General features: G+C 45.9%; 25 protein-coding genes. 3 read left to right on the forward strand and 22 right to left on the reverse strand.

The window, feature by feature from the left end; translation table 11 throughout:
- Positions 1-34: 34 nt before the first annotated feature.
- From B9A22_RS22045 to B9A22_RS22125, 17 genes are all read right to left on the reverse strand, one after another.
- Positions 35-1,114, reverse strand: coding sequence for a geranylgeranyl reductase family protein (locus B9A22_RS22045; RefSeq protein ID WP_084578107.1), 1,080 nt, complete (start codon positions 1,112-1,114; stop codon positions 35-37).
- Positions 1,111-2,229 (reverse strand): lipoate--protein ligase, encoded by a 1,119-nt coding sequence (locus B9A22_RS22050; protein ID WP_176215648.1) that lies wholly within the window; start codon positions 2,227-2,229, stop codon positions 1,111-1,113. Before B9A22_RS22050 ends, B9A22_RS22045 begins: the two co-directional genes overlap by 4 nt.
- A 1-nt stretch (position 2,230) precedes the next feature.
- Positions 2,231-2,641 carry a glycine cleavage system protein H gene (locus B9A22_RS22055; protein ID WP_084578109.1) on the reverse strand — a complete coding sequence of 137 codons (411 nt, stop codon included), beginning with the start codon at positions 2,639-2,641 and terminating at the stop codon, positions 2,231-2,233.
- Between the two features lie 29 nt (positions 2,642-2,670).
- Entirely contained in the window at positions 2,671-3,840 is a 1,170-nt protein-coding gene (locus B9A22_RS22060) for a (Fe-S)-binding protein (RefSeq protein ID WP_084578110.1), read from the reverse strand.
- A complete protein-coding gene (locus B9A22_RS22065) occupies positions 3,837-5,297 on the reverse strand; it encodes an FAD-binding oxidoreductase (protein WP_084578111.1) in 1,461 nt (486 codons plus the stop codon). The genes B9A22_RS22060 and B9A22_RS22065 overlap by 4 nt, the downstream gene beginning before the upstream one ends.
- Before the next feature lie 42 nt (positions 5,298-5,339).
- The gene (locus B9A22_RS22070; protein WP_084578112.1) at positions 5,340-5,759 is read right to left on the reverse strand and encodes a glycine cleavage system protein H; all 420 of its coding nucleotides are present in this window, start codon (positions 5,757-5,759) and stop codon (positions 5,340-5,342) included.
- 20 nt (positions 5,760-5,779) lie between these two features.
- A complete protein-coding gene (locus tag B9A22_RS22075) occupies positions 5,780-6,871 on the reverse strand; it encodes a lipoate--protein ligase family protein (RefSeq protein WP_084578113.1) in 1,092 nt (363 codons plus the stop codon).
- Positions 6,868-7,587, reverse strand: a complete 720-nt coding sequence (gene lipB / locus B9A22_RS22080; RefSeq protein WP_084578114.1) for a lipoyl(octanoyl) transferase LipB — start codon at positions 7,585-7,587, stop codon at positions 6,868-6,870. Before lipB ends, B9A22_RS22075 begins: the two co-directional genes overlap by 4 nt.
- Positions 7,584-7,883 (reverse strand): DUF6506 family protein, encoded by a 300-nt coding sequence (locus B9A22_RS22085; protein ID WP_084578115.1) that lies wholly within the window; start codon positions 7,881-7,883, stop codon positions 7,584-7,586. Before B9A22_RS22085 ends, lipB begins: the two co-directional genes overlap by 4 nt.
- Positions 7,884-7,924: 41 nt before the next feature.
- Positions 7,925-8,788 carry a lipoyl synthase gene (gene lipA, locus B9A22_RS22090; RefSeq protein ID WP_245824103.1) on the reverse strand — a complete coding sequence of 288 codons (864 nt, stop codon included), beginning with the start codon at positions 8,786-8,788 and terminating at the stop codon, positions 7,925-7,927.
- Positions 8,789-8,805: 17 nt separating this feature from the next.
- Positions 8,806-9,132 (reverse strand): carboxymuconolactone decarboxylase family protein, encoded by a 327-nt coding sequence (locus tag B9A22_RS22095; protein ID WP_176215649.1) that lies wholly within the window; start codon positions 9,130-9,132, stop codon positions 8,806-8,808.
- Between the two features lie 57 nt (positions 9,133-9,189).
- Positions 9,190-10,386 (reverse strand): dihydrolipoamide acetyltransferase family protein, encoded by a 1,197-nt coding sequence (locus B9A22_RS22100; protein WP_084578117.1) that lies wholly within the window; start codon positions 10,384-10,386, stop codon positions 9,190-9,192.
- A gap of 28 nt (positions 10,387-10,414) precedes the next feature.
- Positions 10,415-11,413, reverse strand: coding sequence for an ATP-NAD kinase family protein (locus B9A22_RS22105; protein ID WP_084578118.1), 999 nt, complete (start codon positions 11,411-11,413; stop codon positions 10,415-10,417).
- Positions 11,414-11,440: 27 nt separating this feature from the next.
- Positions 11,441-12,412, reverse strand: coding sequence for an alpha-ketoacid dehydrogenase subunit beta (locus tag B9A22_RS22110; RefSeq protein ID WP_176215650.1), 972 nt, complete (start codon positions 12,410-12,412; stop codon positions 11,441-11,443).
- A gap of 23 nt (positions 12,413-12,435) precedes the next feature.
- The gene (locus B9A22_RS22115) at positions 12,436-13,398 is read right to left on the reverse strand and encodes a thiamine pyrophosphate-dependent dehydrogenase E1 component subunit alpha (protein ID WP_084578119.1); all 963 of its coding nucleotides are present in this window, start codon (positions 13,396-13,398) and stop codon (positions 12,436-12,438) included.
- Between the two features lie 46 nt (positions 13,399-13,444).
- Positions 13,445-13,819, reverse strand: coding sequence for a Lin0512 family protein (locus tag B9A22_RS22120; protein WP_084578120.1), 375 nt, complete (start codon positions 13,817-13,819; stop codon positions 13,445-13,447).
- A 360-nt stretch (positions 13,820-14,179) separates the two neighbouring features.
- A complete protein-coding gene (locus B9A22_RS22125) occupies positions 14,180-16,162 on the reverse strand; it encodes a sigma-54-dependent Fis family transcriptional regulator (protein ID WP_084578121.1) in 1,983 nt (660 codons plus the stop codon).
- Between the two features lie 242 nt (positions 16,163-16,404).
- On the opposite strand from B9A22_RS22125, the gene B9A22_RS22130 reads away from it, so the two are divergent.
- Entirely contained in the window at positions 16,405-16,767 is a 363-nt protein-coding gene (locus B9A22_RS22130) for a hypothetical protein (protein ID WP_084578122.1), read from the forward strand.
- A gap of 4 nt (positions 16,768-16,771) precedes the next feature.
- Here B9A22_RS22130 and B9A22_RS22135 read toward each other — a convergent pair whose 3' ends face one another.
- Positions 16,772-18,034 (reverse strand): MFS transporter, encoded by a 1,263-nt coding sequence (locus B9A22_RS22135; RefSeq protein WP_084578123.1) that lies wholly within the window; start codon positions 18,032-18,034, stop codon positions 16,772-16,774.
- Between the two features lie 173 nt (positions 18,035-18,207).
- On the opposite strand from B9A22_RS22135, the gene B9A22_RS22140 reads away from it, so the two are divergent.
- Together B9A22_RS22140 and B9A22_RS22145 are read left to right on the forward strand one after the other, a co-directional pair.
- Positions 18,208-18,630 carry a PaaI family thioesterase gene (locus B9A22_RS22140; protein WP_084578124.1) on the forward strand — a complete coding sequence of 141 codons (423 nt, stop codon included), beginning with the start codon at positions 18,208-18,210 and terminating at the stop codon, positions 18,628-18,630.
- A 159-nt stretch (positions 18,631-18,789) separates the two neighbouring features.
- Positions 18,790-19,296 carry a hypothetical protein gene (locus B9A22_RS22145; protein WP_084578125.1) on the forward strand — a complete coding sequence of 169 codons (507 nt, stop codon included), beginning with the start codon at positions 18,790-18,792 and terminating at the stop codon, positions 19,294-19,296.
- Positions 19,297-19,487: 191 nt separating this feature from the next.
- On the opposite strand, the gene B9A22_RS22150 is transcribed toward B9A22_RS22145, so the two are convergent.
- From B9A22_RS22150 to B9A22_RS22165, 4 genes are all read right to left on the reverse strand, one after another.
- Positions 19,488-20,075 carry an N-acetylmuramoyl-L-alanine amidase family protein gene (locus B9A22_RS22150; RefSeq protein ID WP_084578126.1) on the reverse strand — a complete coding sequence of 196 codons (588 nt, stop codon included), beginning with the start codon at positions 20,073-20,075 and terminating at the stop codon, positions 19,488-19,490.
- Between the two features lie 158 nt (positions 20,076-20,233).
- Positions 20,234-20,548 carry a zinc-ribbon domain containing protein gene (locus B9A22_RS22155; protein ID WP_084578127.1) on the reverse strand — a complete coding sequence of 105 codons (315 nt, stop codon included), beginning with the start codon at positions 20,546-20,548 and terminating at the stop codon, positions 20,234-20,236.
- A 171-nt stretch (positions 20,549-20,719) separates the two neighbouring features.
- Positions 20,720-23,332 carry a PAS domain S-box protein gene (locus B9A22_RS22160; protein ID WP_084578128.1) on the reverse strand — a complete coding sequence of 871 codons (2,613 nt, stop codon included), beginning with the start codon at positions 23,330-23,332 and terminating at the stop codon, positions 20,720-20,722.
- A 115-nt stretch (positions 23,333-23,447) separates the two neighbouring features.
- Entirely contained in the window at positions 23,448-23,750 is a 303-nt protein-coding gene (locus B9A22_RS22165) for an STAS domain-containing protein (RefSeq protein WP_084578129.1), read from the reverse strand.
- Between the last annotated feature and the right edge of the window lie 13 nt (positions 23,751-23,763).

Here is a 23,763-nt window from a genome sequence, read left to right on the forward strand (position 1 = left end):
CCTCAATATAAATATATCTTTCTTATGAAATTCACTATTGCATATAGTACTCCGGAAAAGCAATCCAACTACGCCTTATGAGCGCACTGAATTCTTCTGGGTTATCTGTCCACCTTTGGTTACGGCTCATTAATCGGTCACTTGCAATAGTAAACTGAGTCCCGTACTCTTCAAGTAACATGCGTGTGTAACTCTTGGAAACCTGCTCTCTCCCGTTACTGTTAACTTGCAAAATCACTGCCAGTGCGGCCAAATGACCACTGACAACAGCATTCATAATGCCTGCACCGGTAATCGGGTGAGTACAACCGGCAGCATCACCGGCTACTAGCAAATGATCGTTTGCCAAGTTTTTTACTAAACCGCCAGCCGGTATCAAGCCGCCTGTTGCCGCTGAAACCGCCCCGGCATGTATTACCCCCATGCTAACAATTTTCCGGCAAAAATCCGCTAAGCTAGGCTTCAATCTATTTCGATAGGAATCATGAACGGCCACCCCAACGTTGGCGGTTTTACCTTTGGGAAAAACCCAGGCATACCCACCGTAATACGCTGGGTCAAAGTAGATTTCTGCATGTTCCAACGGCTTAGTGAGCATCATTTCATACTGTAGTGCAGCACACATTTCCTGTGGTTCATTTCCCAGCTTTTTGCTGATGATAGAACGCGGGCCATCGCAGCCAAGAATATACTTTGCGCTCATCTTCCAGGACTGAGCACCACTTACTAATGTTACTTCCGTACCTTCGATATGAATAGCGCGTGTTGCCCCCTTAATAGTAACCCCTGCTGTTTTTGCCTCTTGAGCCTGGTATTCATCCCATAACACCCGGTTAAGTACATACCCCGGTGCATGTAGTGTGCTTACCGGTTCACCGTTAATCAAAGTTTTAATACCCTGGACCTGCTGGGCTATATCGCATGCCCTCAGTACTGCATGGCGTGAAATAGCAAGAGGAACGAACTCTGCACATTGGACAGTACGGCCAATCACTGTTCGTTGCTCAAGCATTAACACCTTGAGTCCACCCTGAGCCAGACGCTTTGCAGCAGTGCTTCCTGCCGGTCCGGCCCCGACAACAATGGCGTCATAGTGCTCACTTGTTGGTTTCACTGTAAACCTCCGCTGAAACTTTTCGGGGCTATTGCAGTCTCTTTCGCCCTCTCTATGGCAAGTAAAACAGCTTCAACAAAGTCTTCAGGAGTAACACCAGGAATCTCGGCCTGGTTGTTTTGGAAAAAACTCTTGATAGTGTCTGTAATACGGTTTCTGTCAATAGGAGTATTTTTAAGAGCAGTCTCAAGGTCATTAATAACCCTGGCCGGATAAGCGAAAAAATCACCACTAATAATCAAATACTTGATTACCCGGACACCTTCATCCAAACGCATTTGAATTCTTATAAGACCACCCGGCGCCTTGTAGTTGGCAATACAATCAACTGTATTAATTACATGATCGGCCTTGCCATAAATCCAATCTTCACTCTCAAAATGCGGCAAATAGTCTGCTAACATTGTTAATTCATCTGAAGTTAACTCACTAGGAGAAAAATCATACCCTAAGGTTTTCTGCAAACCCGTTAAGACGGCTTGTTTTAATAAACGGTCTTCCGGGACATAGCCCAGTTGCTCTTTAATGGAAGTTACCCGCTCCCGCATGGAATTAACTGCTTTGTCTCCTAGTTTTTCCAACGGAAATCGCAATACCCGCAGCATTTCATCAATATTAAAGTCGACCAGCAAACTACACTGAAATACAAAGGAATCCGCTAACTCAGTTCCACCTGTGCCGGATATTTTTCGTCCGTTTACTTCAATATCATTAACTGGCCTATAGGCAGCATCAATCCCTATTGTCTTTAGCCCCACGGCCATCGCGTCACACAATAGCCGATACATACTCTCTACTTTTCGGGGAATGCCGGGGGTATTCTTACCGGCATACATCTCCCAGCCTAGTTCCAATCGGCCCCAATATAGACTTCCCCCGCCGGTGATCCGCCGGTTAATATCAATACCCTTTTGCTGACAATAAGGAACATTTACTTCTAAAGACGTGTTTTGGTGCACCCCGACAAGAACACACGGCTTGAATTGTAGAAACCGCAAAGTATTCGGAATAAGACCTTGGCTGTGAGCAGTCATGATTACCTTATCCAAAGCCATATGTTCGGCGGCAGTACGAGGTGCAGAATCCAAGATCCGAAAAACGGTACTTTTGTCCACGCTAGGCATTTGCTTTCATATCCTTTGTAAGCCAAGTACGCAAATCGGCAGCCGACATTAAATCAACAAGTTCTTCAGGCTGAGATATCTCAATTTCTGCAAACCAGCAAATATAAGGAGAACGGCTAATAAGAGCAGGGCTGCATAACACGGCTTCATTTACGTTAGTTACCTTACCACTTACCGGAGCATATACACGCCCCACCCATTTTCCGGCTTCCAGTGATCCGCAGGTACCGCCACCATCTACCACTGTTCCAATCGACGGTAAAGATAAATATAAAACATCACCGGTGATTTCAAGGCCATAAGGAGTCAATCCGAATAAAACTTTGTTTCCTGCTTTTTTGATCCACTGGTAATGTGTATCATATAATAGTTCCTCAGGGAAACTCCATGTACTACTATTCATTTGCCATACTCCTTTCCCTAACAAGAAGACTACCCATCTATAGCCATTAGCAACAATTCGGAAACATCCATAACCTGTAACGGCAGTTTTTCCGTCCTTGCCGCTTTTTCCAGCATTTGTTCACACTGTTGGCATGCTGATACTACGATAGTCGAACACGTTGCCGCGGCTTCTTTTATACGTTTTCGCGCAATTGACTCAGCCAGACCTGGGTCGGCTCCCTGTAAATTCCCCCCACCGCCACAGCAGGTGGAGTCTTCTCCGTGAGTTGCCATTTCGACGAAGTTTAGTCCAGGAATACTTTTAATAATATTTCGCGGTGCATTAACGACCCCGCTGTTGCGTCCCAAATCACAAGGATCATGATAAGTGACTGTTTTATTTAGCTCGTTGGGAACTAGTTTACCTTGAAGGATCAACTCAGCTAACATTTCCGTTGCGTGAACCAGCCGGAACCCAAGTTCTTCACCCAGAATTTCCGGATATACATGACTCCATACATGGAAGCAGGAAGCACAGCCAGTAACCAAGGTTTTTGCACCAAGTTTCCGTACCTGCTCTACATTATGCCGCGCAAACTCAGCGATCGCTTCTGCATGTCCGGCAGCCAGCAAGGGAAAGCCACAGCACCATTCTTCCGAGCCTAATGTTGTAAAACTAACTTCTGCTTTTTCCAGTAGCTGCACCATAGCCACAGGTACTTGCGCAGCCCGCGGAAAAAAGGAAGAGACACAGCCAACAAAGTAGACTATTTCTGCTCCCTGTTCCTGATCCAGGTAATCGGGCACCTCATCCAAATCTTCAGCCCAGTCAAGTCTGGTTGTATTAGCAAAGCTAGAAATATTTTTCTTGCTCTTTAAATTCCCTACCATGGCGTTATACGCTTCTGGCGCCCTGCCTTGGGCCACTAGTGTTGTCCGTAAATCCTTCCATAAGGTTTGAAGATCAATCCTGGCAGCACAAGCCCGGGTACACGCGCCACACATGGTGCACTGTGTAATTCTCTTGGCATATTCCTCACTAATCTTGCCATCGCTGCTTCTGGCAAACAACTCGCGCGCCATCGAAATCTTAGCGCGTGGCGCAGCCGACTCCCAGCCAACTTCCTGGTATACCGGGCAGTCACTGCGGCAATTGCCACATCTGCCACAGATTAGCGATTCATCAATCAGATTTTTATAAAAACTGCCTGAGCTCATACCTGTTCCTCCCCCACTTTTCCCCTGTATATCAATGTTGTGGCTGCTAACAAATCCATACCCAAACCGAAAAGTGCAGGTTGCAGCATCAAGGGAGGCCCATATCTTTTGCCGGGATTCATAATGTTGTTAGGGTCAAGCAGGTTCTTCCGCCGTTTAAGTTCACCAAGCTCTTCTGCCGTTTGGCATCTGTTCAGATATGGCGTATTCCAAAGCCCTATGCCGTAAGGTGTGCCGCCATACCGCGCTCCGATGTCATGCAGCTTTTTTACTAAGGCCAATCCCTGTATATATCCGATGGTATCGCGTTCATCGGCATTAAACATGGTCATAACCATGGCATGTTTTGTTGATACAATATGTCCGTAGCTTTTTAGCCCCAGGTTTTTCTTATTTTCAAAAACAGCCACATCAGACAAATAATCAGCTAGTCTATGAATGGGCAGCCAAATCTCCGCCCCTAATAAAGAGGGACCTTCCCGCTTTAACACTAAAGAAAAGAAACGGTGCTGCCACTCGTGATCGGCTTCTTCACCCAAATCACCACCGCCTGCCTTCTGCAAACAGCGCTGGTAATCAAGGTATGCCGCGTCAGTTTCGGCTTTGGAGCCATCGACATCAAAAGCAACTGTGTAGGCAGCAGCGGCACGCTGGCTTGCCATCCCCAACCGCTGCCTGAGAGAATTACACCCAGGATCACTGAAATGCAAGTTGAAGGGTTTGTTGTCTAAAGCTACAGCATACTCAATAAAATCCTGCATCTGCTCGGCATTGGGGAATTCTGCTAAACCATGCCATTGACTCTCCGGATACGGACGGACCTTCAATTCGACTTCGGTTACAATGCCTACTGTTCCCTCAGAAGCAGCAAGCCAGGAGACAGGAGGTTGACTGGTTTTATTTAGTTCTCTGACACTACCGTCAGGCATGACTACCTGGGCTGAAATGACCTGTTCCGATACCGAACCGTATTTTAGACTGCCAAGCCCATACCCCATCATCACCAGCCAGCCGCCAACAGTTGCTGCCTGCGCACTGCTTGGGTAGGAACAAGCAGCCAAACCAACGCTGTTTAGCGCACGTTCCAGCTTCCACCAAGTCAACCCTGCCCCCACGCGGACAATGTTGTTCTCTTTATCCACTGCTAATAAGCCATCCATGCCGTTTATGTCTACAACTATGCCTTTACGTGTACATACAGTGTTGAAGTAAACGGTAGAGCCTCCCGCCCTTGTTGTTACCGGAATCTTCTGTTCGGCGGCTGTCTTAACGATAATAGCCACTTCCTCGGTGCTCTTGGGTCTTATTATAATATCTGGCAGGGTATCTGCAATTGGCTTAACTAAAAAATCCGGTACAGGTGCCAAATCCCGCTCATAAAAACCTCGCTCGAATAAATCTGCAGTAGCACGATCTCCAAATGTTTGCTTTAATTTTTCCACTGTTTGAGCGTCCATATAAATACTCCTTCCTTTGAAAAGGTTGGATTTAACCTACAATTACTCGGTCTTCACAAACTTTGCATGCTCCTCGGTGAAGAATTTATCTGCGTCATCACCGTGAATTAGACTTTGCAGTCCTTCTGTCAGATTATCGGGTTCCATAACGCAAATCCAGCCTGCACCATAGCTGTCACTGTTTAAGAGCTTAGGATTACCCGGCAATTCGCTATTAGCCTCTAGAACCTTTCCGGACATCGGCACCTGAATCTTCCCAGCCCACTTACCCGACTGGATTGAACTGAGCGTCGCTCCGGCCGCAAGTGCCTTACCTACACGGGGAATTCGGATAAAGGTAATTTCTCCAGCCAATTTTTGCATAAAGTCAGTGATGCCAATACGGATTGTATTACCTTCAACCTTCACCCACGCATGATCACTTGTATAATAGAGTCCTTTTGGAATGTCATATTGTGCCACTAAAAACTCACTCCTTACTTCTATCTAGCTAGTATCCAATCTAATAATGCGTTTTTAAAAACTTTTACTGCGCTGCTCTGATGATTTTGCAGCCACTGCGTCAATACAATCCGGATATCGTTTTCGTGCCAAGAACTGCCAATCAGACAGGCTGCCAGCGAATTCAGGTTGTATCCCTCCAGACATGTTAGCCCATGACTTTCAAAATTCGCTATTTTATTATTCTGGACCACCAGGATGGCGTAGCCTGAGCATGGCCCGCCAAGCCTGTTGCCGCAGTCACTTTGACCGGCAACTGTTGACTTTAAGCATTGCGGAAATGGATGCAGGCGGACATAAGTTCCTTCATTGATTTTTACTTGGCGCACCTTAGTCCGCTTGCCAGGCAAACTTAAAAATTCAGAGCTAGTTAAATACCTTGCCATCTTGTTGACAGCTGTCTTTAACTCTTGGGTATACTCCCGCGGCTTGGGATCCAGCCATGTTGCAAAGTGGTAGACCAAGCGTTCCTCGACGCTCTCATAATCCGGCATATAGCCAAGTTCCTCATCCATTGTCGTTAAATACCGCTCCATAGACAACCTGATCTGCTCCCGAAAACGGTTGCTAGGGACATTGAGGACATTGGCCATGGCTGCCCGATCAAAGGCTAGTAAAATATTACCTGTATAGACTGAAAAACCATTGATGTCGCCTGCACCGTTCCCAGAAATTTTTTTGCCGTTAACAACAATGTCGGCAGGAAGCTTAATTGAAGCGTTAATGGTAAAGTCAGCCAGTGTTTTGATTGCAGGTTGTAAAAACTGCCCAAAAAACGCTTCCCTTTGTCCAGTTAGCAGCGGGTTACCAGCACGTAATACCAATTGAAAAAAGATTTGCTCCTCGGCCAGCAACACCATGCCGCCGCCAATATCCCGCCTGATAATGGGTATTTTATTTCCCCGGCAATACTTCGTGTTGACCTCTTGCTGTAAATCATCATGCAGCCCAAGGCAAACACACCGGCCAGCAGGGCGGCAGATGACCAACCCTTCTTGCTGAGTTTCCGCCAAAACATGATAGATAGCCTGTGTCTCATCCCAAGGAATAGCCCCAAGCCGATATAGGTTCATCTCAACAGTCCTCCATACCGGCTTACCGTCCCGGTTTCAAAACCACCCTGGTTACTCACTGAAAGCTCGATACTGAAGACATCGGCAAACTGCTCAAGCAACTTTTTGCCTACCTCTTCCAGGCTGATATCAACACCAAGGCCCCGCATTGACACAACCGGGCGATTGGTTATACCGCAAGGGTTAATTAACCCAAAATAGCTCATGTCAGGATCTACGTTCAAGGCAAAGCCATGCGTTGTCACCCAGCCTCGCGCCCCGATGCCTATAGCAGCTATTTTGCCACGATCAGTCCATACCCCGGTTAACCCGGTTTCCCGGAAACCCTTAATCCCATATTGGGCCAGTGTCCTGATAATGACTTCTTCAAGCATCTCAGAATAGCAGTGCAAATCTTGTTTGTAACCTCTAAGGTCCAATATCGGATACCCTACCAGTTGACCAGGGCCATGATAGGTGACGTCTCCGCCCCGATCAACTTCAATGACCTCAAGGCCCTCAGACAGCAGGATTTCATCGGAGACCTTAATATTTGTCTTACTGCCAGACCGCCCCATAGTGTAGACAGGCAAATGTTCAACAAGCAGTAAGGTATCTTGGCCGCTGCCATTGCGCCGTGCCGCAGCAAGCTCTTGTTGTAATTGCCAGGCCTCAGCGTATGGAATGCGGCCGGTCAGCAATAGCGTACAGGCTTTACGGCTAGCCTTCTCCCTCAAAAAACATCATCGCCGCTTTTGCCATCCAGTCCAGGGTGAACATCAAACCGTACCACGCCGACAGCAGCCTTTTTATTAACCGCTTTTTTAACGGCTGCCACCCCTTCATGTCCAAAACCACCGCACAACTCAATAGCCACTATGCCTTGCTCCACAAGTTCTTTCACTGCCACAACAGCAGACTGATAATCACTTACCCCTACAACGGTCAATTCCACCGCTGGTGTGGTTACCACTGACCTATGCTGCTTGCTGTTGGCCTCAGGCGCAACAAAAATAAAGGCTGCTTTAAGCATTCGTGTCCCTCCTAATAATTACTAATAAAATAGGGGTTATCTCACACCTGACTGAGTTCGGCAAAAGAATAACCGGCATGATAAGAACTACGCACCATTGGTCCGGCACTCACATGAGAAAAGCCGATTTTTTTAGCTTCTTGCTCTAAGCTTTTAAAGATATCAGGATGTATGTATTCCACAACAGGCAAATGCGCTGGTGAAGGGCTAAGATATTGCCCCAGTGTCAACATTTTACAGCCGGCAGTATATAAATCTTTCATGACTTGTATGACTTCACTGATTTCTTCCCCTAAGCCCAGCATCAATCCTGATTTGGGCAGTATCCCGAAACCTGCTTGACTGGTCCGGTGTAGTAGTTCCAATGAGCGCGAGTAGACAGCCTGCGGCCTAACTACCGAATACAGTCTAGGAACAGTTTCAATATTATGATTAAGAATATTGGGTGTAGCCTGCAGTACGGTTTGTAATGCTTCCATACTTCCTCTAAAATCCGGAATAAGCACCTCAATACTGACCTTAGGGAGCTGCTCTCTCACCGCCCCTATAGCAGCAGCAAACTGGCTCGCCCCGCCATCACACAGATCATCACGGGTAACCGAAGTAATAACTACATGCTTTAACCCCAAATGCTTAGCGGTAGCTGCCAGCATATGTGGTTCATTTTCATCAACTGCATCGGGAATACCGTGGTTTACTGCACAAAAACGACAATTCCGGGTACAGTGGTTACCCAAAATCATGAATGTACATGTTTTGTTGCTGAAACATTCGCCGATATTTGGACAGTCGGCGCTTTCACACACGGTATGCAACCGGCCTTGGTCCAGAAGCTTTTTCATCCGGTTGAGCGCCAGTTCCTCAGGAACTGGCAGAGTCAACCACAGCGGTCTGTCTATATGCATACTGGTAGTTTTACACACTACTCGAAAGCGTCAAGCGCTTTCATGATAGTGGTGGATAAATAGGCCATAGCCGGTGATCCACCAAAAGCTACCGCAACAGCTGCCGCTTCCAGAATTTCCTCTCTTGTGGCTCCCTCTGCCAAGGCATTTTTAACATGAATGTTCATACAATATTCGCAGCGTACGGCAAGGGCGATCCCGATGCCAATCAGTTCTTTATACTTGCGTTCTAATTCCCCTTCAACATAAGCGGCTTGATCCATCTGCACAAAGGCTGCCATAAGCTCCGGGCTTTCACCTTGTACTTGCCCCATTCCAGCTTGTAGTTCACTCACTAAATCCATGCAATCTCCTGCCATTGTATCTCCCTGCCTTTTCTTTTTCATTTTAATATTAAAAGACTAAATAAAGATTTTATGTGGTTGTTCGATAAGTTTAATTAACAAGGCCAAAAATTCGGCAGCAGGTGCACCGTCAATTACCCTGTGATCAAATGCGAGAGACAAACCCATGATTGGTTTAATCACAATCTGATCGCCGGCGACAGCGGGCTGCTTAACAGTCCGGCCAATACCTAAAATTGCTGATTCAGGTTGATTGATAATAGGAGTAAAGTAATCGACTGACCCATATCCGCCCAAGTTAGTAATCGTAAAGGTACCACCGGTCATCTCTTCAGTATCCAGCTTGTTTTTCCGGGCTCGTTTTGCAAAGTCTTTAATTTCTTTGCTTACATCGGCCAAACTCTTTTGGTTGGCATTTTTTACGACTGGAACGACCAACCCATCCGGAATAGCGATGGCAACCCCGATATTGATATCTTGCAATACTCTGATCTCATCCCCGCTCAAAGTCGAGTTAATTTTAGGGTGTGCCTGCAGCGCTTTCGCAACAGCTTTAACAAGAATGTCGGTAACGGAGATTTTCTCGGTATCTTTTACATCGGCGTTAATAGTGGCACGTAAAACCTGCAGTGCAGATAAGTCCACGCCGACATGGTGAGTAACCTTAGGCGCTACAGCCCAGCTATTGGCCATATTTTCCCCGATAGCCTGGCGCATTCCCTCATAAGGAATGACTTCGCTGACAGCGCGGTCGTCTGCTGCCGCGCTCAGGTCAGCGATGGCCTGTTCTACATCTTCCCTGACGATCCGTCCTTCGGGACCTGTTCCTGCAATCACGGTGTAATCAATTCCATTTGCTTCGGCCAACGCCCGGGCTGCCGGCGAAATCTTAACCCTTGCTCCCGGTACGGCTACGGCAGTCTTATTTGCTACTTTGGCTTGTGCTCCCTTGGCAGCCGGCGCAGGCTTGGCAGAGCTGCTGGCAGCTGCTTTCAGTAATTCGCTAATGTCTTCACCGGCAGTGCCGATAACTCCTAAAAGACCACCAACCGGAAGTTTAGCTTTCTTATTAGCAACAATCTTCAGCAATACCCCATCTGCAGGAGCGTCAATTTTATTAGCGATCTTGTCTGTCATAACCTCGAGCAGAGCATCGCCCTTTTTGACTGTGTCCCCTTCATTTATTAACCATTTGCCGACAGTGCCTTCTTTCATGGACAGGCCCAGTTTCGGCATGTTTACTTCTGTTGCCATTAATGCTCCTCCTCATGTTGAACTGTTTTCAGTTAGTGTTGATGTAACTGTATCCCTGTGCAACGGCAGCCCGCAGCGCCGCCTCAGCATCTATCACTTTAGGCCCGTCAAAAGTCAGCTCAATCTGCGCCTTCTCCCCCTCACGGATTTCGACTTCCCGCTCTCCGTCCAAAGCAATTACGCAAGCTTCATTGACTTCAATCACCTGACCAATCTCGATATATCCATAATTCCGGACCGGTACACGTTCAATCAGGCCTGGTGCAATCGGTGCGCGTAATTGAATACTGCCTGTACCGACTTCAATATCAGCCCCGCGTGGCTCACCAGGTCTTACCGGTGCCAGATTACCTGCAATTGAAGATATTCCTATATTGTGCGGCTCTCCCCTGGTCACTACGATGCGCCTTATTCTTGCGGCATCCCAGATTGCCCTTGAGCCGATAAAGGGTTCATTAAGTACGACTGCGTCAACAATTGCAATATCAACCAGTTGACCATTCTTATAGATGTTCAACTTTTTACTGGGGTTTATCGCCGGAGGTCCAGCTATCAACCCTTTAGCAACAACTGCAGCCGCCAAACCGGCAATTGTGCCTTCGACCAAAGTGGGAAAAACGTTGTTAGTCCCAGTGGAAACAGGAAGAATGGGCACATCCCGGCATCCCTTTGCAACCATTCGATTCGTCCCATCACCGCCCAGGGTAATTATGCAGTTAACCCCGCATTGGGCCATAAAGTCTGCGGCATGAAAGCTATCAATCTGGGTACCTGTCATACATATGTCTGCCGCAGCAAATTCCATATCAGGCCGGTGCCGGCTGCAGATACTCTCCACCGCACCCTGGACAATGCCATAGTACTCCGGCATATACGTGATTTTGGTAATTCCGGTTGCAGCCAGACTTAAGATCAGGCGCCGGACAATATTCACTTTCTCAAGATTATCCACAACAGTTCCGTAAGCCACAAGCCGCCGGATATCTTTACCTGATGCCGGGTTAGCGATTATACCAACATGCCCCATACTTCCCTCACCACCTTGTACCGCTAGTTAGAACAAGCTTTTAACCGCAGCTATAATTTTTTCTTCGCTCGGAATAACAGTGCCTTCCAGCGCCGGGCTGAATGGAATAGGGGCAAAAGGCATGGCAACCCGCTTAATTGGGCCATCCAAAAGATCCATTCCTTCTTCAGCAACAATGGCTGCGATTTCTCCACCAAACCCGCTGGTTTTAACCGCTTCATGGACGATAACCAGCTTGCCGGTCTTACCTACCGATTGCAGGATGCTTTCGGTATCAAGCGGGATAAGAGTACGCGGATCAAGCACTTCAGCATTAATACCTTCTTCGGCGAGAGCTTCGGCGGCAGCTAAGGCTTTGTGTACCATCCACGACCAGGCCACGATAGTGACATCAGAGCCGGTTTTCTTTATATCAGCCTTGCCGAGCGGAATAACATACTCTCCCTCAGGCACATCGCCTTTGACCCCTAAAAGCTGTTTATGTTCAATGTACATTACCGGGTTGTCATCCCGGATAGCGGCAGCCATCAGGCCTTTGGCATCAGCCGGGGTCGAAGGCATAACCGTTTTTACACCGGGAATATGAGTAAACCAGGCTTCCATGGACTGCGAATGCTGAGCTGCGGCGCCCATACCGGCGCCGCAAGGAGTTCTTAGCACCATAGGAATTCTGGCTTTGCCGCCGAACATATAATGCATTTTTGCCGCCTGATTGAATAACTCATCCATGCAAACGCCCATAAAGTCTATAAACATAATTTCGGCAATCGGACGAAGACCGGCGGCAGCCGCTCCTACAGCCGCCCCGACAATGGCCGTTTCACTAATAGGAGTGTCAAGAACCCGTCCGGGGAACTCTGTAAACAAGTTGCCTGTCACCCCAAAGCAGCCACCAAACTTGGCCACATCCTCGCCCCAAATGAATACATTGGGATCTCTTTGCATCTCAACGCGCATTCCATCTCTAATGGCTTCAGCATAAGTCATCTCTTTCATCATGTTTCATCCTCTCCTAAATTAGATTATTCTGCGTAAACGTCGGTTAAAGCGTCTTCCGGGTTAGGATACGGACTGTCTTGTGAGAATTTAATAGCCGCAGCAATTTGAGCGTCTACTTTGGCCTTGATTTCTTCTAATTCAGCAGCAGTAGCGTATTTAAGTTCTACCAGTTTTTGTTCAAACCGGGGAATAGGATCTTTCTTTATCCAGGTTTCTTGTTCTACAGGATCCTTGTACGCGCCAGGATCGCCCTCAAAGTGGCCGCGCCATCTCCAGGTCTTGCATTCAATCAGGCTGGGGCCATCCCCTTTTCTTGCCCGCGCGATCGCCTCAGCTGCCGCTTCGTAAACAGCAATCACATCATTCCCGTCCACCGTCACACCTGGTATGCCATAAGCGCTGGCCCGATCTGAGACATCAGTAAGCCGCATGTGGTCCCGCTGGCAATTGGAAATACCGTACATATTATTTTCACAAATAAAGACCAGCGGCAACTTCCATATGGAAGCCATATTCAAGGCTTCGTGGAAAGTGCCACGGTTGGACGCAGCATCGCCGAAGAAGCATACGGCCACAGCGTCGCTTTTCTTGTACTTGCAGGCAAACGCCGCACCGGCCGAAATCGGCTGTCCGGCGCCGACAATGCCGTTAGCTCCCAAAATTCCCAGTTCAACGTCAGCGATATGCATGGAACCGCCTTTGCCTTTGCAATAGCCGGTTGCCTTGCCAAACAATTCAGCCATCATCAAGTCAACCTTGCCGCCTTTGGCGAGCAAGTGCCCATGGCCACGGTGCGTACTGGTAATATAGTCTTTATCTGTTAAACTGCCACAGACACCGGTGGCGACTGCTTCTTCACCAAGATACAAATGCACGAACCCCGGCAGTTGATTATCTGCAAACAACTCTACAGCTTTGCTCTCAAATGCTCTGATTGTGAGCATGGTTTCATAAAACCCCAGCAATTTCTCCTTCGTAAGTTCCATAATTCTCCCCCCATTTTTTATTCTTTGATAGTACATGGTACTAAACCTAAACAGTTTGAGGCATTTCAACATATACAGTAAGTGCAGCTACAGCAACAACAATGGTATCCCCATCGCCCAGTGCCGGCAGGTGTAGGCCTTTTACATCAATCCCCCCTAACACAGCTTCTACAGTTACAGAGCCAAATGGTACTACCTCTTTTATCTTATCGATTTGGACTTTTTCCGGTTGCGGACAACCTAGCCGCACTTCAACATGCATCTGGTTTGGATCACGGATTTCGGCAATGTCAAATAAACCACAGAGACAACTTCTTGACATTGCATCTTTTACTGCCCGTTGGGCGGCTTTAGTGACATCTCCTCCGTGTAAATCAGCCCCCATACCTATCTCGACAATAAATCGTTTACGTTCCACCATATCACCTCCGTTTTAAAAGTTATACACTGTCGCTGCAAGGATGACCATGCGACTTACTATAGTTGCAAATTTTATGCCAACAATAAAAAAAAGGACCGCTCATCTCCCGTTCAGGAGCTGCAGTCCTTTTATTATCCTGATAGAAAGTATCACTTTCTCCTGGATAAGGGCAACATCGGCTTCCGCTTTCGCCAAAGGCTCGGCGCAAGCCGTGTTTTCTTTATCACTATTCTGAAAGATCTTATTTGTTTCACCAAAACATTAAGTCATCTACTGTAGCATTCTGCTGTTGTAGCGTTCATTGTAGCACTCTGTATCGTTCCCGTACTACACGCTACACTTTGCAACAATGGTGTAGCATTAGTAAATTGAGTGTCTCTTCATTTTGCGGTAGAGCGTGCTGCGCGCAATACCTAATATACCGGCTACCTTGCTTATATTCCCGCGCTCTTTCTCAAGTAAGCCCCTTATTTCCTCAAGCTCCTGTTCGAGTATTCCCCTCTTTATCTCCTTATTTCCGGCCATAGGATGATTTACGGCATTCCGGGGACAGCATATTTCAGGCGGCAGGCACAACATGGAAATAACACCGTTTTCCGCCATATTGCAGGCTCGCTCAGCTACATTGTGAAGCTCCCGGACATTTCCCGGCCAGTCATACCGGTTTATCAGCTCCAGCACACTTGCATTAATTATATAGTCAAGGCCTTGCTCACTCCCGATTTGCTTAACAAAATTGCAGAACAGTAATTCGATATCATCACGGCGCTTTCGCAAAGGTGGGATTTCAATCTTAAATACATTCAAGCGGTAGTATAAATCTTGCCGGAAAGTTCCACTTTCAACAAGCTTGTGCAAATCTTTGTTTGTAGCACAGATGATCCGCACATCAACAGCTATTACTTTATTACCGCCGATACGGGCAACCTTCTTTTCTTGCAGCACTCTAAGCAAAGCAACCTGCTGCTCTAAAGGCATATCGCCTATTTCGTCAAGAAACAACGTACCGCCTGAAGCTAATTCAAAATTGCCAGGCCTGCCACCACGCTTTGCCCCGGTAAATGCTCCATCTTCATAGCCAAACAATTCGCTTCCTACCAATTCGCGGGGGATGGCGCCACAGTTTATCGCAATAAAAGGACCACTGCGCCTTGCACTCTTATTGTGAATTGCCTGGGCAAACATTTCTTTTCCAGTGCCGCTTTCCCCTTGTAAAATAACACTGGACGAGGTAGCAGCCGCCGCAGACGCCTGTCGCACAGCATCTAGAATTGAGGCACTGTTCCCCAAGATGTTATTAAATTGAAAAGTGGTATAATGACCGCTTAAGCGGTTAATCAAGCTATGTACTTTTTCAACAGGCCGCAAAATGATAACGCCACCATTGATGCAGCCTTGCTTATCAAATATTGTCTCACCGGAAACGACACAGCGGTTTGGCCCGGTATCGACGCCGGCCTGAAATTCTATCTCAGCAAATGTCTCTTTGCCATTTAGCAGCTTTTGTATTAATTGGTTATTACCTCTAAAAAGTGTCTGTACCAAAACTCCGCTGAGCATATCTCCAGTGTGTCCCATTAGTTTTTTGGCAATTGGGTTACACTCTTTTACCTTACCAAATCGATCAAATAAAATTACTCCATCTGACATCGTGTTAAATATACTGGATAGGCGCTTGTTCATAAGAGACAGTTCATAATTTTTTTGCTGAATACCAATTTGCATGCTAATGGCGTTTGCTGCGGCTGCAACCATACCTAATGTATGAGAATATGCTGCTCGAGCCGGCCCTGATAAATCGAGAAAGGCTATAATCTGACCGTCTGCCCCATAAATAGGTGCAGCCGAACAAGTCCACCAGTGATGCTTTATACAGTAGTGTTCTGCTCCCGAAACTTGTACCGGTTTACCAGTAGCCAACCCAACAGAAATTGCATTGGTCCCCACATCACATTCCCGCCAGCTTGCCCCCCGTACAAAGTGAAGTTTCTTAGCGCTTGTGAGAGAATCTTTATCGCCAAAGCATTCCATGACATATCCATTGGAGTCTGTCAATACAACAATAAACCCAGAATTGCGAAAGAGTTCGTAAATATTGGCCATAAATGGCTTAGCAATATTGATGATCTCCTGATTTTTTTCCAGCAGTATCCGGACCTCTGCGGGTGCGAGGATATTTTGCGCTTTGCCATCATCTGGATTCAGCTTCAACTGGGAGCATCTTACCCAGGAGTCTGCAATCTGCGGCAACAAAATACTCTGATCTTCTATTTTGCCATCACTAATAAACTTTTTCCACATACACGATTTGCTAGGCATGTCTGTCGGTTTGTCTTTAAACATTTACACCACCCACCTACCCATTGCCTAAAATTAAATTATCCTATTTTCCTATATCCCATCGCCTCACTATGATTTATATAATCATAGGAGGTGCTGATGTAGAATTTCTGAGAGTATCGGTAAATTCCTGCAATATTTTCACATTATTTTAGGTTGTCTAAAAAAATCATAAAGACAATCCTATAAGAATATGATGTAAAAGTAATAAATTATGGAAATTTACTCATGTTAGGTGGGCTATTATGAACCTGTCATGTAGCGAAAATGCATATTGTAGTCATCAGATCGTTAAAGTTACTGTCACAGATATATATACCCCAAACGGCAACTATATTCATAAAGAGTATAGAATACAAGTTGACGAGCTAAGCAGCCAGTTTTTCCGTTATATTAGCAAATTCCCAGTCCCGGCAGAGACGCGGATGTTGATCAGAGTCTTATTCGAAGACAGAAAACTCTGGTTTTGGACTAAGGTATTTTTAAGCGTAAAACTATCTGAGGGAACATACAGGGTATATTGCGCCATTAGTGATGATCGTCCTTATCCTGCAAATACAGGACTCCAGCAACTATTTGCTTATGGCGAAAACAGCGTTAATCATTAGTAGCTTAAAAGCGGCATTCGTCGCGGGAAGAAAGACTCCCAGACTGGACATAAATGGGACAGGCCTGAACGCGGAACACCGATAAATCCCTGGCAAAAAAGACGGCACCGGCTAAAGAGCATACGCCCCCGATTGCCAGGGTGTAGGTTACCCCAATCTGGCTTGCCAGAAAACCGGCAAAAAGACTGCCGATTGGCCCCACTCCCATCAAAGTCATAGTATAGAAGCTCATGACCCTGCCGCGCATTGAGTCATCCACCATACACTGCAGCAAAGTATTACTGCCAACGACCTGGATTAAAAAGCCTACGCCAAGAATAAACATCAGCACAGTAGAAAACCACAAACCACCAGGCAGCATGAAGCAAATTAGCCCGATACCGATGACGCTCGCCGCCACCACTAATAACCTTTCCAGCCCCTGAAATTCTGTCCTGGAGGCCATAAAGAAGGCCGCAATGAGTGAACCACAGCCCGAAACAGCCATTAAGAAACCCACGGTTCCTGCGCTGGCTCCTAAGTTTTGAGAAACAAACACCGGCAGTAAGACGGTATAAGGCATGGCTGTCAGGCTGATAGTCCCCAGTAATACCAGGATATTGCGGAGTGGCAGTTGTTTAAAGGTATATGAGAAACCTTCCTGGAAGTGCTGGAGCATATTGTTATGCTCCTTGTCATTATAATTTACCTGCAGCCGCAAACCAGCAAGCGATAGTATTGAAATAAAATAGCTGGCGACATTGAGCAGAAAACAGTACCCTTCACCGATAATAGGAATAAGAATCCCTGCCGCCAAGGGGCCAAGCATTCGTGCCATATTATATGTAACAGAGTTTAGCGCAATGGCATTCTGACGCTCCTCTTGGCTATCCACCATCTCCACTGAGATCGAATGACGGGCTGGTACATCAAAAGCATTTACACAGCCTAGAAATAGGCTTAAGCTCAAAATATACTCGATCTCCATCCTATTTCCCAGAGTAAGCCAAGCTAACAGCGAAGCTTGAATAAGGCTAAGAAGCTGGGTTATGACAAGGACACTGCGCTTACCCCATCGATCAATCCAGACTCCGGCAAAGGGCGCCAACACAAAGTTTGGAATCTGTCCCATAAAAGCTACCAGCCCCAACATTAACGCTGAATCGGTAAGGCGATAAATCAACCAGCTTACTGCGATATTCTGCATCCAGGTGCCAATGATTGACAGACCCTGCCCAACAAAAAAAATCCGGTAGTTCCGGTTATAGAGAGCCTTTATGATATTCATGAGCACTCCCTCCTATCATGTAACTGTTCGCGGCAAAAAGCAAATTATCCTACCTGTTTGCCATGTAAAGCAACCGGACAGTTTATTGCGCTAAGCTAATTTCTTTTTTCGTTTCACCATGGTTCCTGCGAGATTGTGGTAGAATAGTATCATTAACTCCAGGGAGGCACACTATGACAGACCAATTTTTGCTGCTAAAGGATCACTTAGCTAAACTCTATTCACAAAATCCTTTTGTAACTTTACTACAGATTGAGATCGTTAAACTCCAAGCAGGTACAGCAGAATTATCTATGCCAGTAATTAGTAACAAACATACAAATCTATACAATATGGCTCACGGCGGCGCGCTGGCTTCTCTGGCAGACACCGCTATGGGAATGGCCTGCGCAACCACAGGAAAAAAAGTGGTAACCTTAGATATGAACCTGAATTACATCCGGAGCGCCGAATGCCAGCAAGCCATTACTGCTGCAGCTACCCTAATCCACAATGGCAACCAGACTATGGTTGCTGAAACAGATATTTTTGACGGCATGGGTAACTTACTGGTGAAAGCCAGAGCTACCTTTTTCGTAACAGGCTCCTTTCTATAAAGTAGACTTAGCTTCAGGTGGGGTTTTAACCCCATCTGAAGGTTAGTCGCCCAACTTCCAGGGAAGCCTCCTAAACTCCCACTTGTAGAAGATGGGAGTCTTAGAGCGGGTTAGTCATCGGATAAGCATATTATGTGAATAAAAACAAGGTGAGACCATATGCCTGAAAAAAAAGCAGCCAGTCTGTGGAGTATTCAAGCCCGAGCTTTTAAAATCCCATATACGCCATTTACTCATAATTTTTGGGTTCTTGCTGACCCATATGGAATTGTTGCCGATCAGATTCATGGTCTGGCCTTTGACCCTGAGGCCGGAACAACCAAAGCCATCGGCAATTCCTCGCATTTTCTGCTAGTTGTTCACGATCCAACCATCTCCTGGTCACTACAACCAGATCAGCCAATTGAAACTTGCATTTCTGGACATGAAGCAACAATTCGTCAACGCTGGCAGGCAGCATTAAACTCGATTATAGCCATAAATGACCTAAAGCTTACCTATCCAAATCTATGGCAGCATTTTTACAAGAAGAATAGTAATACCATATTTAATACCATCGGCCAGATTATGGGATTTACCAATACCACAGAACTGCTTCCCACATGGGCACCTGGGATAAAACAGGTTGTTTCTCAAGAGCTCATTGCGGAATATTGTTATAAATGAGACTTGATTCAGCTGGGGTTTTAACCCCACCTGAATCTTAGTCGAATTATCCAGGGACTAACCCGTTCTAATACTCCCTCCTGCAGAGGACGGGAGTATTAGAACGGGTTAGTCATCGGATAAATCATAGCTAGTCATGCACATTAAGAAAGCCACCAAACGGTGGCTTTCTTAATGTGCAACTGAATTATCTAGTTTTTCCCATAAAAGAAATAGTCGGTTATGCCCCGCGCTATAGCCCGCGACATTTCATTCTGCCAGGCTGGGTCTGCCAGCTTTTCAGCCTCTTGTGCATTAGAAATAAACGCCATTTCTAAGAGAGCTGCCGGCGCATCGGTATATCTCAATATATAAAAATTTTGTTCCTTATCAGGGTCGCCATCATCCCAGTCAGCCCGGAGCCGGAGGTCAGGAAAAGTCGCTGTTACCTGGTTGATAACACAAGTAGCTAAACGATCGCCCTCTGTCTCTCCTAATGTCGTAAAAATCTCAGTGCCATTCGCCTGAGCACTGGCTGCTGCATTACAGTGAATAGAGACCATCAGATCAGCACCCCAGTCATTGGCAAGATTGCACCGATAGGCTAAGCTGTCGGTTTCAGCTTGCTCAGACTCTGTCCGGGTTAAAATAACCTCATGTCCAACAGCCTCAAGGTATTTCGCAACCAACTTGCTGACTGCTAAAGTTACATCAGCCTCCTGCAAACCTGTTTCAGGGTTAACTGCACCTGGGTCTATATTCCCACCCGCATGACCAGGATCAAGACATACTTTTGCCATCTTCACTTCATCCCCCTTTGCCATTACCCTATTATATTCAAATAACAGCTTCACGTTAAACGTATATACGTTTCATCAGCAACAGCAGGCAAGGATCAAATAGTAAATTGACGGCGAAATTAAAAACTCCCCTGCTAAAAGCAGGGGAGTCGATGTTTTTAGTATCTGTTGTTGTTTTGGCTGAAGCAATCTCTGCAGTAAACAGGACGATCGCTGCTTGGACGGAAAGGAACTTGGGTTTGTACGCCACAAGCTGCACAAGTTACGTCATGCATTTCGCGTTGTTGGAAATTATTGCTGCGGCCGCCGAAGCCACCACGGTTGTTGTTTTGTTGTTTGCGGGCTGCTCTGCACTCAGGGCAACGACCTGGCTCATTGGTGAAACCTTTCTCCGCAAAGAAATCTTGCTCAGATGCTGTGAAAACGAATCCAGCACCACAGTCACGACAGGTTAAGTTTTTGTCTTGGTTCATATTGAATTCCTCCTAATTAAGATGTACCCGGATAGTTTCTCGTAAATTACTCACTGGGCTTCTCTTAATGAGAAGGACTAATGAAAAATTAACTGGACCTCCACTGGGCTACTTCAGTATACTACTATCACAAACAAAAGTAAAGTGTAAAATAGGAAAAAATGCTTGAATTTAGAATATTTTTTTTATCAACAATACTTCATTTCCTTTAGTATTATACAGTACTTGATCACAAAACATTTTCATCATCATAATCCCCCGGCCACCTTCTGACAGCCCTAGCTGATCAAGCTCATTCTCTATATCTTTGTCCAGCAGAGCACTCATCCTCTTAACGCTAAAGCCAGGACCGGTATCCTTAATCCTTGCAATAATTCTACTACCGGTTCGTTTCATTTTGACGTCAACCCGCCCACCGGCGCGTAGGCCATTATTGACAGCTTCGTTAACAGCCACCTCCAACAAGCCGGCACCATTGGGCGCATTTCGTTCAAGAAAAGTGGCAATCAGTTCTTGCGCCTTTTCGGTTTCATCAGGCTTTTGGATATCGCATATCCTTATCTCAGTATTTTTCTCAATAATCTCAATGCAAACAACAGAGAAATCGTCACTCCGCTCTGGTCTTTGGGCTAGTTGATCAAACCACTCCAGATACCGCGAAAATCTATTCTGCTTACTTACCCCAAACATTTCAATCAAGTCCGACGCTCCGTCGCTCATCATACAATATATTTCTCCTGGTTTAAAAGGCTTTGTCATTGTTTGTACTTCAGCCTTGTCAAACATCCCCAGGTAACCACTAAATACAGGTACTAAATTGCACTCACCCGGCTTGTCTTCCAGAAAAAAGTGTATCCCACCTGTAATAACGGTAAGCATAAAGGAACTGAAGTCAAATTCAAAGTACATTAGACCGGCAAATGATTCTTCGTACAGATACTGCATCATTCTCTGATTAATGTGCTGGAAGTCATCCTCATTGATCGTCTTTTCGCCAAGCAACCTCTGGTCCAGCAGCATTTTTACTGTTGCTGTTTGCAGGGCCGTAGCCATACCATGTCCACTCACATCAACAATGTAGCCGCGCAGTTTGTTTTGCTGTTTAAACCACCGATAGTTAATCAGGTCACCACTGACAGTGTGATAGGGTAAAAAGATTGGGCTGACTCGTACCTTTGCCCCGCTATACGGATCCGGTAAAGCATCTTGCTGCACTCGGGCCGCCAGAGTAAATTCTCGCTGGTTTTGTTCATCCCGCTGGCGAAGTTGCTCTTCCATGTGCTTGCGATCTGTGATGTCGACCAAAGTAATCGCCTTCTGCTTTCCGGTGCCTACACTAACAGCAATTGGGTATGACTGCATCCATATCCATCGTATAGCACCATCTGACCGAAAAAACCTAAACTCTGCATTGCTCGATTCATCCATCTGCTGTCCACCCTGGATAAAAGCAGTCTGCATTCTATCACGATCATCCGGATGAACGATCTCAAACATCAACAAGGGATTGTCTAAGATACTCTGAAGTGAGTGACCAGATATTCTTTCGTACGCCGGACTCACGTAGAGAATTTTTTCGTCATCCCTAATCATTAGAACCTCATTGATGTTTTGGGCAACCTGCCTGAACCGTTCCTCACTTTCCCACAGCTTTGCCTCGATCCTTTTCTTTTCGGTCACATCAATTAAAACCATCAGGTTGGCCTGTTCGCCTCCCAGGGATATTCGGGCAGCTTTAACAATCCCATTTTTAACTTCACCAGATTTGTTGATAAACTCAATATCATGGGCCTCTGCTGCTTCTCCCTTGCATATGTTTGACATGGCTTCGGCAACACATACGCTTGAGGCTTTAGTAAGATAACAATTTATATGGCTGCCGACAATAGCATCCCGATCATAACCGATGGCTTTTACACCGACATCATTGATAAATCTAATAATCCCATTGCGATGAATGATCACAATTTCCGGAGCGTTGTTTACAATGGCAGCATATCTTTCCTGACTCTCCTTTAGCTGTCGTTCCATCCTTTTCCTGGTGGTAATATCTCTGGAAACGCCGATAAGCCCTGCAACCTTGCCCTCACTATCGAAAAAGGGGGTCTTCACTGTTTCAAACTCAAGTATACTCCTGTCAACCAACGCCATCTTTTCTTCATGTTTCACCATGTTACCAGTTGCTAACACTTCCCGGTCATGCTGCAGGCAACTGGTCGCAAAGTCATGGTCTTTTACAATGCTCGAAATCTTTTTGCCGATAGCTTCTTCCTCTGTGACTCCGTACAACCTTTCCAGGCAGGCCTTGTTACAGCCTAACAAGACACTATTAATATCTTTATAAAAAATAAAGTCCGGAATAGTATCAATCATAGTTTTTAAAAATTCTTTTTGCCTATTTAATTCTAGCTCAAGTTGCTTCCTTCTCGATATCCTCCGTGCAAAACCAATGGTTCCATTAACCTTGCCGTCCTCCCCAACTACAGGTGCAATATACGTATCATGCCATAGATTACCTGTTTCACTTTCATAGAGCCAGTCTGCGCTTTGTGGTTGCTTAGATTGCATTACTGTTTCTTCAATCTCCCGGAATTGATGCGCAAGATGTTCAGGAAATATGCCGAAGTCAGTTTTCCCTACTATATTAATCCCCTTTTTGATACCGAATTCTTCAAAGCGTTTATTAATTACCAGATATACCCCATCTTGATCCTTCATCCAGGCCATACTAGGCATCGTATCAAATATTAACTGTACCTGCTCTAAGCTATTCATTGCCACCATTATCTCCCCCGCCTCAACTTGTACGTTAATAAGTTTGGCTCTAGACTGAAATTAACTCAGCCTAGAGCCTCTTTATATCCCGTAATTAGTTTTTAGCCGCTATACAATATATACTCTATTCAATATGTAACACCTTATCAAGCCTGGTTCTCTTTAATATCTCGGCAACCATTCCTTGGACACCTGTCAACACAAGTTTACCATTTTTCTCCACAGTACGTTTATGAACAGTTACTAATACCCCTAATCCAGAACTGTCTATGTAGCTAAGCTTAGAAAGATCAAAACGAATATCTGTGGCACCCCGATCAATTACTTCTAATAGTTCATCCCGAACGATTCCCGCATCATGAGCATATATTTTCCCGTCTAACGATACATTTACATGATTGCCGCTAATGGTAAGCGAATGTTTCATTGCTGATCCGTCC

Origin of the sequence: Sporomusa malonica (genome assembly GCF_900176355.1) — a bacterium.
GTDB classification, from domain to species: domain Bacteria; phylum Bacillota; class Negativicutes; order Sporomusales; family Sporomusaceae; genus Sporomusa; species Sporomusa malonica.